This is a genomic window from Pseudorhodoferax sp. LjRoot39 (assembly GCF_964253035.1).
Taxonomy (GTDB): Bacteria; Pseudomonadota; Gammaproteobacteria; order Burkholderiales; family Burkholderiaceae_C; genus Pseudorhodoferax.
Window position 1 is genome coordinate 6,931,037 of record NZ_CAXUQL020000001.1, and the last position, 14,860, is coordinate 6,945,896.

The following is a 14,860-nucleotide window of genomic DNA, read 5'->3' on the forward strand; positions in this document are numbered from 1 at the left end:
TCCCTTTCTTCCCAACGGACTCCATGTCGAAAATCACTGCGTTCTTCACCGAGCTGATGCGGCGTTACCTGCCCGATCCGTTCGTCTTCGCCATCATGCTCACGCTGCTCACCATGGCGCTCGCCTTCGGTGTGGAGAGCCGCCCGCTCCCGGCCGTCGTGCAGGACTGGGGCAAGGGCTTCTGGAGCCTCCTGGCCTTCACGACGCAGATGGCCGTGATCCTGGTGATGGGCTATGTGCTGGCCGCCGCGCCGGTCGTCGACCGCTTCCTGAACCGCATCACCGAGCGCGTGCACACGCCGCGCCAGGCCATCATCGTCGCCACGCTGGTGGGCTGCATCGGCAGCTACCTGAACTGGGGCTTCGGCCTGGTGATCGGCGGCATCATGGCGCGCAAGCTGGCGCTCAAGGTCAAGGGCGTGCACTACCCGCTCATCATCGCCTCGGCCTACACCGGCTTCACGATGTACAGCCTGGGCTTCTCGGCCACGATCCCGGTGCTGATCTCCACCAAGGGCCACGGCTTCGAAGGCAAGATGGGCCTGATCCCGCTGAGCGAGACCATCTTCTCGGCGCCCATCCTGCTCACCAGCCTGGCCGTGCTGATCGCGCTGCCGCTGCTCAACGCGACCATGCACCCCAAGCGCGGCGAGCCCGTCACCGAACTGGATCCGGCCAGCGTGGCGGCCGAAGCCAAAGCGGGTGGCGACGCGCAGCAGCTGCTGGGCGACGAGAAGACGCTGGCCTACCGGCTGAACAACAGCCGCCTGCTCAGCCTGCTGATCGGCCTGTGCGGCATGGCCTACGTGGTGATGCACTTCGTGCAGGGCGGCAACCTCGACCTGAACATGATCAACTTCTTCATCCTGTTCCTGGGCGTGCTGCTGCTCGGCACGCCGATGAAGTATGTCGAGAAGCTCAACGAAGGCGTCAAGACGATCGGCGGGATCATCCTGCAGTTCCCCTTCTACGCTGGCATCATGGCCATCATGCACGGCTCCGGCCTGGTGGAGTCCATCGCCCACCTGTTCGTGAGCGTGTCCAGCGCGAACACGCTGCCGCTGTGGGGCCTGATCAGCTCCTTCGTCATCAACTTCTTCGCGCCGTCCGGCGGCGGCCACTGGGTGCTGCAGGGGCCGTTCATGATCGACGCGGCCCACCAGCTGGGCGCCTCGCAGGCGCAAACCGCCATGTCGGTGATGCTGGGCAACGGCTGGAACGACCTGGTGCAGCCCTTCTGGATCCTGCCGGCGCTCGCGCTGTCCAAGCTCAAGCTCAAGGACATCATGGGCTACACCGTGGTCTCCATGCTGCTGGTGGGCGCCATCTACGCCGCCACCATGGTGATCTGGCCGCACCTGTGAGCCGGCCACCCCTCATCCGTTCTTCCAAGGAGTCCCCCACATGCTGTACATGGTCCACATGGTCGTGAACATCCCCGCCAGCGTCAGCCCCGCCGAGGCCGACGAGATCAAGCGCCGCGAGAAGGCCTATTCGCAGGACCTGCAACGCGCCGGCACCTGGCGCCACCTGTGGCGCGTGGTCGGCGAATACGCCAACGTGAGCATCTTCGACGTCGCCAGCAACGACGAGCTGCACACCCTGCTCAGCGGCCTGCCGCTGTTCCCCTACATGCAGATCAAGGTCACGCCGCTGGCCAACCACCCGTCGTCCATCGTGCAGGAATGAGTGCTGCGCACCCCATCCCCGCCATTTTTCGAGAAGCATCCATGACCGCCATCCACACCGTCACCCGCCGCAGCCTGCTGGCCGTGGCCGCCGCCACCGCGACCGCCCTCGTCGCCGGCCCGGCCGCAGCCCAGGCCTACCCCAGCAAGCCCATCACCATGATCGTGCCGTTCTCGGCCGGCGGCACCACCGACATCCTGGCCCGCATCGTGGGCCAGGCGCTCTCCACCGAGCTGGGCCAGAGCGTGGTCATCGACAACCGTGCCGGCGCGGGCGGCAACATCGGTGGCCAGCTGGCCGCGCGCGCCCCGGCCGACGGCTACACGCTGTTCATGGGCACGGTGGGCACGCACGCCATCAACGAGGCGCTGTACAAGAAGATGCCCTTCAACCCGATCAAGGACTTCGCGCCGCTCTCGCGCGTGGCCAACGTGCCGAACCTGCTGGTGGCCCACCCCTCGCAGCCGTTCAAGACCGTGCCCGAACTGATCGCCTACGCCAAGGCCAACCCGGGCAAGGTCAACTTCGGCTCCTCGGGCAGCGGCAGCTCCATCCACCTGTCGGGTGAGCTGTTCAAGTCCATGGCCAAGGTCGACATGGTGCACATCCCCTACAAGGGCAGCGCACCGGCCGTCAACGACCTGCTGGGCAACCAGATCGCGATCATGTTCGACAACATGCCCTCGGCCATCCAGCACGTGCGCGCCGGCAAGCTGCGCCCGATCGCCGTGACCACGGCCAAGCGCTCGCCCGAACTGCCCGACGTGCCGACCATCGCCGAATCCGGCGTGCCCGGCTACGAAGCCACCTCGTGGTTCGGCCTGTTCGCCGTGGCCGGCACGCCCGCACCCATCGTGACGCAGCTCAGCAAGGCCCTGGTCAAGGTGCTGAACCAGCCCGACGTGAAGGCCAAGATCGTCGCCCAGGGCGGCGAAGTCGTGGCCGAGACGCCCGAGCAGTTCGCGGCCTTCATCAAGGCCGAGACCGCCAAGTGGGGCAAGGTCGTGAAAGAGTCCGGCGCCAGCGTCGACTGAAGCCGCTCCCCCGCCGCCATCCGGCGGCGCGCGCGGCCGCCTAAAATGCCAGCCGCGCGGCGGCGGGCGAACCGGTCGATGTGTCGACAGGTGTCGATGTCCATCGATGGCAGTGTGGTCCGATGACAGGCCGTGTGCAGCGCGGCACCGTTCGGTCGGTGGCGCGCGATCTGCTCTTCGCGCCGCGCCATGTCCCTCTCCTCGCCCTCCTCCCCGGTCCCGCAGACCACGCCGGCACCGGCCCCCCCCTCCCCGTCCGGCATCCAGCTCGAATCGATCGTGCTCGAGCGCGGTGGCCAGCCGCTGTTCGACGGCCTCACGCTGCGCCTGGACGAGTCCCGCATCGGCATCGTCGGCGACAACGGCGCCGGCAAGACCAGCCTGCTGCGGCTGATCGCGGGCCTGGAGCAGCCCCGCAGCGGCCGCGTGCTCGTGCACGGGATCGATGCGCGCGTGGACCGCGCCGCCCTGCCCGGCAAGGTCGGGCTCATGTTCCAGAACCCCGACGACCAGATCATCTGCCCGACCGTCGAAGAAGAGCTCGGCTTCACGCTCAGCGCCCAGGGCATGCCGCGCAAGCAGGCGCGCCTTGCGGCCCGTGACTTCCTGCACGCGCAGGGGCTGGGGCACTGGAGCGCGCGCAGCATCGCCGAGCTGAGCCAGGGCCAGCGCCAGCAGGTCTGCCTGCTCGCGCTGCAGATCGGCCGCCCGGCCACCCTGCTGCTCGACGAGCCGTTCGCGAGCCTCGACCTTCCGAGCCAGCACCGGCTCTCGCGCCAGATCCTCGCGAGCGCACAGCAGCTGGTGTTCTCCACGCATGTGCTGGACCAGGTGCGCGGCTTCGAGCGCGTGCTGTGGTTCGAGGCCGGGCAGGTGCGTGCCGACGGCCCCGGGCACGAAGTCTGCGACGCCTACCGGGCCGATGTGCAGCGCCGCGCCGACGATCCACTGGGCGCGCAGACCGCGCAGGCCGTGCCGTGCTGAGCCTGTATGCGTCCCGCAGCACCTGGCTGCACCGCGTGGCGGCCGCGCCCAAGCTCGCGGCGCTGTGCGTGCTCGGCACCTCGCTGGTGCTGGTCCGCGACCCGGCCTGGCTGCTCGGCGGCTGTGCGCTGGCGACCACCCTGTTCGCGTCCCTGGGCCAACCCGCCTGGCAGGCCGCGCGCCGGCTGCGCGGCGTCGTCATCCTGGCCGTGCTGATCGCGGCCTTCCACGCCTGGCTGGGCACACCCGCGCTGGGGGCCGCCAGCGCACTGCGCCTCGTCACCGGCATCCTGCTGGCCACCATGCTCACGCTGACGACGCGCTTCGACGATCTGCTCGACGTGCTGGAGTCCGTGCTCCAGCCCCTGCAGCGGCTCGGCGTCCCGACCCAGCGCCTGTCGCTGGCGCTGGCCCTGGTGCTGCGCTTCATCGATGTGTTCCACGGCCAGTGGCAGCGCCTGGACGATGCCCACCGGGCCCGGACCGGACGCGCCGGAGGGTTTCGGCTGCTGGCGCCGCTCACGCTCCGTACACTGCAGACCGCCGACCGCGTCGCCGACGCGCTGGCGGCCCGGCTCGGCCGCTGAGCACTGAAGACCGGCCGCTCCCCCGCCACCACCCCCACCACCGCTTGCGCCGCCCGGCCCATCCACCGCTTTTTTCTCGCGCGACCATGATGCACAACGCTCCCGACCGCTCCTCCAGCTCCATCGCCCACATCGCGCTGTTCGCAGCGCTGATCGCCGTCATGGGCCTGATCCCCAAGTTCGACCTGCCCTTCGGCGTGCCCATCACGCTGCAGACCCTGGGCGTCATGATGGCCGGCTGCCTGCTCGGGGCCAGGCGCGGCTTCCTCGCGGTGTGCCTGCTGCTGCTCATGGTGGCCCTGGGCCTGCCGCTGCTGGCGGGTGGACGCGGCGGGCTCGGCGTCTTCGTCGCGCCCTCGGCCGGCTTCCTGATCGGCTGGCCCTTCGGTGCCTTCGTGGTCGGCCTGGTCATGCGCCGCCTGTCGCACCTGCAGGGCCGGGCCCTGCTCGCGGCCGCGTTTGCCGCGTCGCTGGTCGGCGGCATCGGTGTCGTCTACGCCTTCGGCATCGCGGGCCTGACGGTGCTCGCCAACCTGACGCCCGCCCAGGCCGCACTGGCCAGCGCGGCCTTCATTCCGGGCGACCTCGTCAAGTGCGCGATCTGCGCGGTCGTGGTGCAGACCGTGCTGCGCGGGCTGCCGCACTGGCGCCTCGCGCGCTGAGCGCGGGCACGGCATGACGGCGAACACCGCGTCGCGCGCAGAGGCCGCCGCCGTGGACCGCGCCAGCCCTTCGGATGCCCAGCCGCGGCGCCGGGACACGGTGCATGCGCCGCTGCAGGACTGGGCGCTGCAGGCACCGCACCGCCTGGCCATCGACGACGGCACGCTGCGCCTGAGCTTTGCAGAGCTGGCGGCCCGGGTCCAGGCCGCGGCACCGGCACCGCGCGCAGCCGGCACGGCGCCGCGCCCGGTCTGGGTCGACGATGCGCTCGCGCCCGGCGCGCAGCTCGTGCAGTTCCTGCAGATCATCGCGGCCGGCGACGCCGCCGCCGTCGGCGACCCCGACTGGTCTGCCAACGTGCGCCGCACGGTCGCCGAGCGCCTGGGCGCGCATCCGGCCGGCGGCACCGCACCGCCAGCGGGATTGCCGCCAGAGTCCTTCTACGTCGGCTTCACCTCGGGCAGCACCGGCCTGCCCAAGGGCTTCGTGCGCAGCCACTGCTCGTGGACGAGCAGCTTCGAGGCCTGCCTGGACGCCTTCGGCCCTGCCGCGCACACGACGCTGCTGGCGCCGGGGCGGCTGTCGCATTCGCTGTTCCTCTTCGGCGCGCTGCTGGGCCTGTGGACCGGCGCCGGCGTGCGCCTGCAGCCGCGCTTCTCCGCGGCCGCCACGCTGCAGACGCTGGCGGCCGGCGAGGCGCTGAGCCTCGTGGCCGTGCCCAGCCAGCTGATCCTGATGCTGGAGCAGGCCCGGCGGCACGGCCCCTGCGCGATTGAGGCGACGCGGCTCGTGATGGTCAGCGGCGCGCCCTGGCCGCGCGCGCGCTCGCCGCAGCTGCAGCAACTGTTCCCCAACGCGCGCATCGTCGAGTTCTACGGCGCCTCGGAGACCAGCTTCATCGCCTGGACCGATAGCCACGCCGAGCTGCCCGCCACGGCCGTGGGACGTCCCTTCGCACAGGTCGATCTGCGCATCGTGCCGCCCGACACCGCACCTGCCGACACCATGCTTGCCGGCAGCACGGTCGACCCCGCCCAACCCGGCCGGATCTACGTGCGCAGCCCCATGGTGTTCAGCGGCTATGTGACGCCCGAGCCCGCAGCGGGCCCCGGCGCGCTGCTGCGCGAAGGCGACTGGCTGTCGGTGGGTGACATGGGCCACCTGGACGCGCAGGGCCTGCTGCACCTGGCCGGCCGCCAGCAGCGCATGTTCGTGGTCCAGGGCAAGAACCTGTTCCCCGAAGAGGTCGAGCAGGTGCTGGCCGAACACCCTGCGGTCGCGTCGGTCTCGGTCCAGGCCGTGGGAGACGCGGTCCGTGGACAGCGCGCGGTGGCCGTGCTGGAACTGTCCGGCCAGGTCGACCGCGCCGCCCTCGTGGACTGGTGCCGCGCACGCCTGGAGGCCTACAAGACACCGCGCGCCTTCCACCTGTGCAGCGATTGGCCGCGCACGGCGAGCGGCAAGACCGACCACGGCGCCCTGGCCCGCCTGCTGGCCGCGCACCCCGAGGGGCCGCCCGGCTGGAGCGTGCTGCCATGGCGACGGGGCTGAACCCCGCGCCGGAAGCGCCCGTGCTGCTGGCCTGGGCGCGCAGCGCGGTGCAGCCCCGCGCGGGTGCGCTCGCAGAGCTGGCCGCCCACGAGATCGGCGCACCCGTCGTGCGCGCGCTGCTGGCGCGCGGCGGCATCGCGGCCACGGCCGTGGACGCGCTGGTCTGCGGCAACGCGCTGGGTGCCGGCGGCAATCCGGCGCGCATGGTGGCGCTGGCCGCCGGCCTGCCGGACCGGGTGGCGGCCTTCTCCGTGGACACCCAGTGCTGCTCGGGCCTCGATGCGGTGGCCATGGGCGCCGGCCTGATCGCGAGCGGCCAGGCGGAGCTGGTCGTGGCCGGCGGCGCCGAGGCCTGGAGCCGCGCGCCGATCCGCCAGCACCGCCCGCGCACACCCGAGGAAGCGCCGCGCGCGTACGAGCGACCGGCCTTCGCACCCGACCCGTCGCGCGACCCGGACCTCGCCCAGGCGGCGGCCGAGCACGCGGCGCAGGCCGGCATCTCCCGCACCGCGCAGGATGCGTTCGCCATCCTGAGCCACGCGCGCACGCTGGCGGCCCGCGCATCCATGGCCGCGGAGATCGTGCCCATCGCCGCGGCCACGCACGACAGCTACGCGCGCCAGCTCGATGCGGCGCGCGCCGCGCGCATGCCGCTCATGGCCATGGCGGCCTCGCCGTCCAACGCGGGCACGGACCCGCGGACCACCGCGCTGAGCCGGCTCGCGATCTCGCCCCAGGCCGACGGCGCGGCGTTCGTGCTCATGGCCTCGCCCGCGGCCGCAGCGCGTCTGTCGGCCCGGGCCCAGCTGCGCTGGCGCGCCGGCATGGCCATCGGCACGGCACCGGAAATGCCGCTGCTGGCCGCCGGCCACGCGGCCCAGGAGCTGCTGGCGCGGCACGGCCTCACGGCGGACGCGCTGTGGGGTGTGGAGCTGCACGACGCGTTCGCGGTGCAGGCGCTGTGAACCGCCCCGGAATTCGCGGAGGCCCGTTGGCTTGAGTCAGGCCGACATGGCCTGCTGCTCAAGAGTTCGATAGTAGTTGGCCTCGAACTCGGCCGGTGGCACGTACCCGATGGGTTCGAGCAGGCGCTGGTGGTTGAACCAGGCCACCCATTGCAGCGTCGCCAGCTCTACCGATTCCTTGGTCTTCCACGCACTGCGCCGATGGATGACTTCGGCCTTGTACAGCCCATTGATGGTCTCGGCCAGCGCGTTGTCGTAGGAGTCGCCCTTGCTGCCCACGGAGGGCTCGATGCCGGCCTCGGCAAGCCGTTCGGTGTAGCGGATGCTGACGTACTGCGATCCGCGGTCGGAGTGGCACACAAGGGCATCTTCGCGCTGCGGACGACGGTCGTACAGCGCCTGCTCCAGTGCGCCCAACACGAAGTCCGTCCGCATGGAGCTGCTCGTGCGCCAGCCCACGATGCGCCGCGCAAACACGTCCACGACGAAGGCCACGTACAGCCAGCCTTGCCAGGTGGACACGTACGTGAAGTCCGACACCCAAAGCTGGTTGGGCCGCTGCGCGTTGAACTGGCGATTGACCCGGTCCAGCGGGCAAGGCGCTTTGGCGTCGCTGATCGTGGTGCGTGCGGCCTTGCCACGCATCACGCCGCGCAGACCCATGTGGCGCATGAGTCGTTCCACGGTGCAGCGGGCCACCGTGACGCCCTCGCGCTGCAACTGGTGCCAGACCTTGTCGGCGCCGTAGACCCGCAGGTTCGATTGCCACACGCGCTCGATCTGCGGCATCAGCACCGCATCGCGTTTCGCGCGGGCGCACAGCAGCTCGGGGTGGCGCTGGCGGGCCGCATGGCGCCGGTACGCCGACGGGGCGACCTGCAGTGCCCTGCAGATCGGCTCGACCCCGTGCGCGGCGCGATGCGCGTCGATGAACGCCTTCACGACTTCAGCCGGCGGTCGAGCTCCGCCTGGGCGAAAAACGCGCTGGCCAGCTTCAGGATCTCGTTGGCCTTGCGCAGCTCGCGGTTCTCCCTTTCAAGCTCCTTCATGCGCTGCGTCTGCGTCGTGGTCACGCCCTCGCGCTGGCCCGTGTCACGCTCTTGTTGGCGCACCCAGTTCAGCAGCGTCTGCGGCGTGCTGCCGATCTTGCCGGCAATCGACACCACCGCCGCCCACTGCGACTCGTACTCACCGCGGTGCTCGAACACCATGCGCACGGCGCGCTCGCGTACCTCGGGCGAAAACTTCACTGACTTCCTCATGGCTCCATCCTCTCAAAAGTTGGAGCCTCCTCAAAATACGGGGCGGTTCACTGGCCTTCGCCGCCGCGCTGGGCATCGCGCCCGAGCGGCTGAACCCTGCCGGCGGAGGGCTCGCGCGCGGACACCCCATCGGCGCATCGGGCGCCATCGGCCTCGTGCGCCTGCTGGCCGACATGGCGCGCGAGGCGCCGCCCGGTGCGCTGGGTCTCACGGCCATCGCCGCGGCCGGCGGCCTGGGGTCCGCGGCGCTCATCGAAAAGCTGTAGCGCCGGCCGCCCCGGCTAACGGATCACGCGCAGGAACTCCGCCACCTCGCGCCGCGTGGTGCGCACGGCGTTCTCGGGCGCGGTCGGCTCCGCATAGCCGATGGCCATGCCGCACACGAGCGCCTGGCCGCTGTCCAGACCCAGCACCTCGCGCACGATGCCGGGATAGGAGGCCAGTGCGCCGATCGCACAGCTGCCCAGGCCACGCGCAGCAGCGGCCAGCATCAGGCCATACAGGCACATACCCAGGTCCATGTAGCAGCCCGCGCCCATGCGCGCATCGATCGTGACGAGCAGGGCGACCGGCGCGTCGAAGAAGCGAAAGTTGCGCTCGAACTGCGCCCGCCGCGCCGCCTGGTCGTCGCGCGCCGCGCCCAGCGCACCATAGAGCGCCTGCGCCGCCGCCACCTGTCGGCGGCGCAGGCCCATGGGCATGGGCACCGGGAAGTAGCCGTAGTCCTCGCGCGCGGGCAGCTGGTCCCGGTGCGCCTGGACCAGCGCGTCCGACAGGCGCTGGCGTGCTGTCCCCTCGACACGGATGAATTCGCCAGGCTGCAGGTTGGCGCCGCTGGGTGCGCGGCGCGCCTCGTGCAGCATCTGGCCCATCCACGCATGCGGCACCTCCTGGTCCGTGAAGCGGCGCGTGGATGTGCGCTGTTCGGCCAGTGCGGCCCAGCCCGGCCAGACAGACGCCGGCATGCCGTCGGCGCCCTGCTGGACGGTGTCATCGCTTGCTTCTTGCATCGCCCGATTTTCGCCGCCCTGGCGCCCGGGAACGGCGACCGGCGATCGCCCGCCGCGCCCGCACGCCGGTGCGTCAGCGCGCCGCCATGCGCACGCAGAGGTCGAAGGCTTCCTGCAGGCCCTCGATCTGCGCGCTGCCGCGGCCCGCGATGTCGAAGGCGCTGCCGCTGGCCGAGGTGGCCACGGGCACGGGCAGCCCGCCGTGCAGCGTCACCCCCTTCTCGAAGCCCATCAGCTTCATCGCGATCTGGCCCTGGTCGTGGTACATGGAGACCACGGCGTCCACGTCGCCGCGCCGCGCGCCGATGAACACGGTGTCGGGCGAATAGGGGCCGCGCGCGTCCAGCCCCTCGGCGCGCAGGCGCTGCACGGCCGGCGCGATCACCTCGATCTCCTCCATGCCGATGGAGCCGCCGTCGCCCGCGTGCGGGTTCAGGCCGGAGACCGCAATGCGCGGCCTGGCGACGCCGGCCCGGCGCAAGGCACTGTCGATGAGCCGCACGGCATCGGCCACGCCCTCGCCCGTGATGTGCGCCGCCACGTCCTTGAGGGGGATGTGCGAGGTCACGCGCGAAGTCCACAGCGCGCCCGTGAGGTTGAACTCGCTCGTGAAGCCGCGCACGCCGAAGCGCTCCTGCAGGTGCCGCAGCTCGTCCTCGTGCACGAGGCCGCCCAGACGCAGCGAATGCTTGTTGAGCGGCGCGAACAGGATCGCGTCGGCGCGGGCGGCGCGCACGGCATCGATGGCCAGGTCCAATGCGCGCATGCTGGCGCTGCCCGAGGCCTCGTTGGATTCGCCGAGCACGGGCGGACCGTCCAGCGTGTCGCAGGGCAAGAGCGTGATGCGGCCGGGCTCGTAGCGCACGGCGTCCAGGTGGTCCACGCGCAGCAGCTCCAGCCGCTGGCCTGCAATGGCCTGGCCCGAGGCGAGCGCGGCAGCATCGGCGATCAGCAGGATCTCGGCCTGCTGCCGGTTGCGCTCGCGCGCGAGCAGCTTGACGGCCATCTCGGGGCCGACGCCGCTGGGGTCGCCGAGCAGCACGGCGATGCGGGGGATGCTCATCTTCTTCATTCCGCCTTGATGTTGGCGCCGCGCACGAGGCGGCCGTAGTGTTCGTATTCGCTGCGGTTCATCTCGGCGAAGCGCTCGCCGCTCAAGGTGCCGAGTTCGCCGCCCAGGGACTTGATGCGGGCCTGCACATCGGGCAGCTGCAGCGCCGCCGTGAGGTCGGCTGTCAGCCGCTCCACCGTCGCGCGCGGCGTGCCGGCCGTGGTGTAGAGCCCGTACCAGGTCGACACGTCCGCGCCCTGGACGCCGAGTTCGGCCAGCGTGGGCACCTCGGGCATCTCGGCCGAGCGCGTGGGCGAGCTCACCGCGAGCGCGCGCAGCTTGCCCGCGCGGATCTGCCCCATGGCCGAGGAGGTGCTGTCGAACATCATGTCGACCTCGCCCGCGATCACGTCGATGTGGGCCTGCGAACTGCCCTTGTAGGGCACATGGATGGCGCGCGTGCCGGTGACCATGCCGAAGGCTTCGCCGCCGATGTGCTGCGTGCTGCCGATGCCCGAGGACGCGTACTTGAGCGCGCCGGGCCTGGCCATCAGCGCGGCCTGCACGTCCTTGACGCTCCTGAACGGCCCCGTGCTGGAGACCACCAGCACGTTGGGCATCACGGCCACGAGGCCGATGGGCAGCAGATCCTTGAGCGGGTCGTACTTGAGCTTGAGCATGTGCGGCGCCACGGCCTGGGCCGTGTTGGTGGCCAGCAGCAGCGTGCTGCCGTCCGGCGCCGCGCGCACGGCCAGTTCGGCCGCGATGGTGTTGGACGCGCCGGGCCGGTTCTCCACCACCACCGGCTGCTTGAGCGTGGCCGCCAGCTTGTCGGCCAGCACGCGCGCAAGGATGTCGGTGCCGCCGCCGGGCGAGGCGCCGACCAGGATGCGCAGCGGCTTGTCGGGAAAGCCTTGGGCCAGGGCGGGTAGGCCCGTGGCCAGGAGGCCGAGCAGAGCCAGCGCGCGGCGCCGGTCCAGGGTGTCGTGGGGCATCGGGGTGTCTCCGGCTGCGCGGCCGCTCGAAGCGGCGGCCGTCGCGGCAAAGCTTAGGGATTTCCGCGGCGGCGATCCAATCGCGGATGCCGAACAATCCATCACCTTTCGGATATGACGCCACCCGCCCACCTCAGCGATGCCGCCCTGCTGCTGCGCGTGCGCCCGCGCCAGTTGCTGCTGCTCGCCGCGCTGGACGCCGAGCGCCACCTGGGCCGCGCTGCCCAGTCGATGAACGTGACGCAGCCGGCCGCCACCAAGCTGTTGCTGCAGCTGGAGGAGTCGCTCGGCGAGCGGCTGTTCGAGCGGCTCGCGCGCGGCATGCGGCCGACGCCCGCCGGCGAGGTGCTGATCCGCTACGCACGCCGCGTGCTGACCGACTTCGGTGCCGTGCGCGAGGAGATCGGCGCGCTGCGCTCGGGCCTGTCGGGCGCACTGCGGCTGGCCGCCGTGCCGGGCGCCGTGCCCGCGCTGCTGGCGCCCGCCCTGCTCGAATACCGGCGCCGCCATCCGCAGGTGTCGCTGGCCGTGGCCGTGGGCACCAGCGACGTGGTGCTGGCCCAGCTCGCGCGCGGCGACGTGGACCTGGTGCTGGGCCGGCTCACCGAGGGCTTCAGCGAGGACGAATTCACGATCACGCCCTTGCTGGAAGAGGCCATGCAGGTGGTGGTGCGCAAGGGCCACCCTGCGTTCGCGCGCAAGCGGCTGCAACTGCACGAACTCGGCGACTGGTCTTGGGTGCTGCAACCGGCGGGCTCGCCGCAGCGCGGCCGGTTGGAAGCGGCGCTGCGCGAGGTCGGCGTGCACCAGCGGCTGGACTACATCGAGACCGCGTCGACCACGGTGACGACGGCGCTGGTGGCCAGCTCGGACATGGCGGCCCTGATGCCCACCTCACTGGCCGCGCACTACGCGCGGCTGGGTGCACTGCGCGTGGCGCCCATCACCTTGCCGATCCGGCTGCCGGCCATCGACGTGATCGTGCCGCGCGGACGGCCGCTGTCGCCAGCGGCGCAGCAGTTCCGTGCGCTGCTGCTGGAGCGGCGTTAGCCGCCGCGGTTGCGCATCCAGTCCGCGGTCTGGAAGAAGCTGTCCTTCAGCCGCGTGCGCAGGTCCTCGGGCACGCCGGTCTCGCCCATGGCCTGGTCCATGCAGGCCAGCCACTGGTCGCGCTCACGGATGCCGATGGAGAACGGCATGTGGCGCGCGCGCAGCCGCGGGTGGCCGAACTGGTCGGTGTAGTAGGACGGGCCGCCCAGCCAGCCGCACAGGAACCAGAACAGGCGCTGGCGCGCGTTGTCCAGGCTGTCGCCATGGGCGGCGCGCAGCGCGGCGTAGCCGGGCTCCAGGTCCATCAGGTCGTAGAAGCGCTCGACCAGCGCGCGCACCTTGTCCTCGCCGCCGATCCATTCGAAGGGGGTGGCGAAGGCGGGTTTTTCTTCGGTCTGCATGGACCGATTGTCGGTGCAGGCCCGGGTCAGCCCCGCTCCGCCGCGAGTGCGTCTTCGGTGCCGTGCGGATCGGGCGTGCGCAGGACCAGGAAGACCACGCAGGCCGTGGCCAGCGTGATCCCGGCCAGCACCCGGGTAAGCACGCCGAAGGCCCGCGCATAGGCCAGCAGCAGTTCGGCGCGCGTGCCGCCGGGCAGCAGGGCCATGGCCTGCGCCAGATCGCCTGTGGCCAGGCGCTGCGCGGCCTGCGCCACGTCCGTGCCCGGAAACAGCGGGTGCAGCTGCGTCGCCAGCAGGGCCGCCAGGCCTGCGCCGACCAGGGCCAGCGCAATGCCCTCGCCGGCCACGCGCACGGTGTTGAAGATGCCGGCCGCCATGCCCGCACGCTCGCGCGGCACCACGCTGACGGCCAGCCCGTCCATGAGTCCCCAGGGCAGCCCGATGCCCAGGCCAATGGCAAGCAGCGGGCCGGCGTAGTCGCGCACGCCGCTGAGCGGTCCGCACCGCCCCAGCCACAGCAGCCCTGCGGCGCACAGCACGAGCCCGACCGCGCAAACCGCTGCAGCCGACCAGCGGCCCACGAGCCGCGCCGCAACGCCGGGCATGAGCAGGATGGGGCCGGACAGCAACAGCATGAGCTGCCCCGCCTCCCAGCTGCTGCGGCTTTCCAGGCCGATGAAGCGGATCGGCAGCAGCACCAGCAGCACGACGAAGCCGTAGGCCGGCGCGGCCGCCAGCAGCTGCACGCCGACGAAGCGCGGGTAGCGCAGCAGCGAAATGTCCAGCATGGGCTGGCCACCGCGGCGCAGCAGGCGCGCCTCGGTGCACCAGAACAACCACGCGGCCAGCACGGCGCCGGCCAGCGGCAGCACGACCTGCACCGCGCCCCAACCCTGCCCGGGCGCCTGCAGCACCCCCAGCGTGAACAGGCCCAGCGCCAGCGTGAAGGCCAGGGTGCCGGCCCCGTCCAGCCGCGTCGCCACCGGGTTGCGCGAGGCCGGCAGGCGCCAGACGCCGAGCACCAAGGCCAGCACGCTGACCAGGCCCGGCAGCACGACCACGGCGCGCCAGCCCAGGCTGTCGCCGAGCAGCCCCGCGGCCAGCGGCCCGAACGCGAGGCCGGCTCCGAAGCTCGCGCCCAGCCAGCCGAAGGCGCGCGTGCGCGCCGCGCCCTGCACCACCTGGGCCAGCGCTGCCGAGCCGCTGGCCAGGGCCGCGGCCGCCGCCAGACCCTGCACACCGCGCAGCAGGTTGAAGACCAGCAGGTTCGGCGCGCAGGCCAGGGCCGCACCGCTGGCCACGGCCAGCAGCAGCCCGCCCAGGAACACGGGGCGGCGGCCCAGGTTGTCGGCCAGCGCGCCGGCCGCCATCAGCGCGGCACCGAAGCTCAGCATGAAGGCGTTGGTGGCCCAGTGCAGCGCCACCGCGCTGCCGCCCAGGGCCTCGCGCAGGAGCGGCAGCACGACCGCGGGACCTGTGAAGCTCAAGGGCATGGCCAGGCCGGCGAGGCAGACGGCGGCAAGCACCCAGGCCACATCCGCACGTGAAGAGGAAGACGATAGACACATGGCAGCGACGATAGAAAGGATGCAGTCCCCGCACAATCGGGTCAGAACTC

General features: G+C 71.7%; 16 protein-coding genes and 1 other annotated feature. Of the genes, 10 read left to right on the forward strand and 6 right to left on the reverse strand.

Annotation, left to right across the window (positions count from 1 at the left end; genetic code table 11):
• Nucleotides 1-23 precede the first annotated feature (23 nt).
• The 8 genes from ACSQ4M_RS32360 to ACSQ4M_RS32395 all read left to right on the forward strand — a co-directional run bounded on the left by ACSQ4M_RS32360 (nucleotide 24) and on the right by ACSQ4M_RS32395 (nucleotide 7,473).
• Nucleotides 24-1,364, forward strand: coding sequence for a short-chain fatty acid transporter (locus ACSQ4M_RS32360; protein ID WP_436193454.1), 1,341 nt, complete (start codon nucleotides 24-26; stop codon nucleotides 1,362-1,364).
• A gap of 40 nt (nucleotides 1,365-1,404) precedes the next feature.
• The gene (catC, locus tag ACSQ4M_RS32365; protein WP_436193455.1) at nucleotides 1,405-1,689 is read left to right on the forward strand and encodes a muconolactone Delta-isomerase; all 285 of its coding nucleotides are present in this window, start codon (nucleotides 1,405-1,407) and stop codon (nucleotides 1,687-1,689) included.
• A gap of 41 nt (nucleotides 1,690-1,730) precedes the next feature.
• Nucleotides 1,731-2,723, forward strand: a complete 993-nt coding sequence (locus ACSQ4M_RS32370) for a Bug family tripartite tricarboxylate transporter substrate binding protein (RefSeq protein ID WP_436193456.1) — start codon at nucleotides 1,731-1,733, stop codon at nucleotides 2,721-2,723.
• Between the two features lie 189 nt (nucleotides 2,724-2,912).
• Complete coding sequence (locus ACSQ4M_RS32375) at nucleotides 2,913-3,707, forward strand: energy-coupling factor ABC transporter ATP-binding protein (protein WP_436193457.1); 795 nt, start codon at nucleotides 2,913-2,915, stop codon at nucleotides 3,705-3,707.
• Entirely contained in the window at nucleotides 3,701-4,294 is a 594-nt protein-coding gene (locus tag ACSQ4M_RS32380; RefSeq protein WP_436193458.1) for an energy-coupling factor transporter transmembrane component T family protein, read from the forward strand. The genes ACSQ4M_RS32375 and ACSQ4M_RS32380 overlap by 7 nt, the downstream gene beginning before the upstream one ends.
• A gap of 86 nt (nucleotides 4,295-4,380) precedes the next feature.
• Nucleotides 4,381-4,956, forward strand: coding sequence for a biotin transporter BioY (locus tag ACSQ4M_RS32385; RefSeq protein WP_436193459.1), 576 nt, complete (start codon nucleotides 4,381-4,383; stop codon nucleotides 4,954-4,956).
• 13 nt (nucleotides 4,957-4,969) lie between these two features.
• Nucleotides 4,970-6,508 (forward strand): AMP-binding protein, encoded by a 1,539-nt coding sequence (locus tag ACSQ4M_RS32390; protein ID WP_436193460.1) that lies wholly within the window; start codon nucleotides 4,970-4,972, stop codon nucleotides 6,506-6,508.
• On the forward strand, nucleotides 6,493-7,473 hold the full coding sequence (locus tag ACSQ4M_RS32395) for a beta-ketoacyl synthase N-terminal-like domain-containing protein (protein WP_436193461.1): 981 nt from the start codon (nucleotides 6,493-6,495) through the stop codon (nucleotides 7,471-7,473). Before ACSQ4M_RS32390 ends, ACSQ4M_RS32395 begins: the two co-directional genes overlap by 16 nt.
• A 36-nt stretch (nucleotides 7,474-7,509) precedes the next feature.
• On the opposite strand, the gene ACSQ4M_RS32400 is transcribed toward ACSQ4M_RS32395, so the two are convergent.
• Nucleotides 7,510-8,735 (reverse strand): IS3 family transposase gene (locus tag ACSQ4M_RS32400; protein ID WP_157086564.1). Its coding sequence is split into 2 segments (ribosomal slippage): nucleotides 7,510-8,447 and nucleotides 8,447-8,735, totalling 1,227 coding nucleotides; the frame shifts between segments, so codons are not numbered across the junction.
• Nucleotides 8,341-8,457 (reverse strand) — a sequence feature (AL1L pseudoknot). (Overlaps the previous gene by 117 nt.)
• Nucleotides 8,736-8,785: 50 nt before the next feature.
• Between ACSQ4M_RS32400 and ACSQ4M_RS32405 the strand changes: the two genes are divergently transcribed.
• Nucleotides 8,786-9,001 (forward strand): hypothetical protein, encoded by a 216-nt coding sequence (locus ACSQ4M_RS32405; RefSeq protein ID WP_436194103.1) that lies wholly within the window; start codon nucleotides 8,786-8,788, stop codon nucleotides 8,999-9,001.
• Nucleotides 9,002-9,016: 15 nt separating this feature from the next.
• Here the strand turns inward: ACSQ4M_RS32405 and ACSQ4M_RS32410 are convergent, their stop codons facing one another.
• The 3 genes from ACSQ4M_RS32410 to ACSQ4M_RS32420 form a co-directional block, all read right to left on the reverse strand.
• On the reverse strand, nucleotides 9,017-9,700 hold the full coding sequence (locus ACSQ4M_RS32410) for a nitroreductase (protein WP_436194104.1): 684 nt from the start codon (nucleotides 9,698-9,700) through the stop codon (nucleotides 9,017-9,019).
• Nucleotides 9,701-9,818: 118 nt separating this feature from the next.
• Nucleotides 9,819-10,808: a 4-hydroxythreonine-4-phosphate dehydrogenase PdxA gene (locus ACSQ4M_RS32415; protein WP_436193462.1), complete on the reverse strand. Its 990-nt coding sequence runs from the start codon at nucleotides 10,806-10,808 to the stop codon at nucleotides 9,819-9,821.
• A 5-nt stretch (nucleotides 10,809-10,813) separates the two neighbouring features.
• Entirely contained in the window at nucleotides 10,814-11,791 is a 978-nt protein-coding gene (locus tag ACSQ4M_RS32420) for a Bug family tripartite tricarboxylate transporter substrate binding protein (protein ID WP_436193463.1), read from the reverse strand.
• A gap of 114 nt (nucleotides 11,792-11,905) precedes the next feature.
• On the opposite strand from ACSQ4M_RS32420, the gene ACSQ4M_RS32425 reads away from it, so the two are divergent.
• Nucleotides 11,906-12,841: a LysR family transcriptional regulator gene (locus ACSQ4M_RS32425; protein ID WP_436193464.1), complete on the forward strand. Its 936-nt coding sequence runs from the start codon at nucleotides 11,906-11,908 to the stop codon at nucleotides 12,839-12,841.
• Here the strand turns inward: ACSQ4M_RS32425 and ACSQ4M_RS32430 are convergent.
• Together ACSQ4M_RS32430 and ACSQ4M_RS32435 are read right to left on the reverse strand one after the other, a co-directional pair.
• Nucleotides 12,838-13,242, reverse strand: a complete 405-nt coding sequence (locus tag ACSQ4M_RS32430) for a group II truncated hemoglobin (RefSeq protein ID WP_436193465.1) — start codon at nucleotides 13,240-13,242, stop codon at nucleotides 12,838-12,840. The two genes, ACSQ4M_RS32425 and ACSQ4M_RS32430, sit on opposite strands and share 4 nt — an antisense overlap.
• Before the next feature lie 26 nt (nucleotides 13,243-13,268).
• On the reverse strand, nucleotides 13,269-14,735 hold the full coding sequence (locus ACSQ4M_RS32435; RefSeq protein ID WP_436194105.1) for an MFS transporter: 1,467 nt from the start codon (nucleotides 14,733-14,735) through the stop codon (nucleotides 13,269-13,271).
• Between the last annotated feature and the right edge of the window lie 125 nt (nucleotides 14,736-14,860).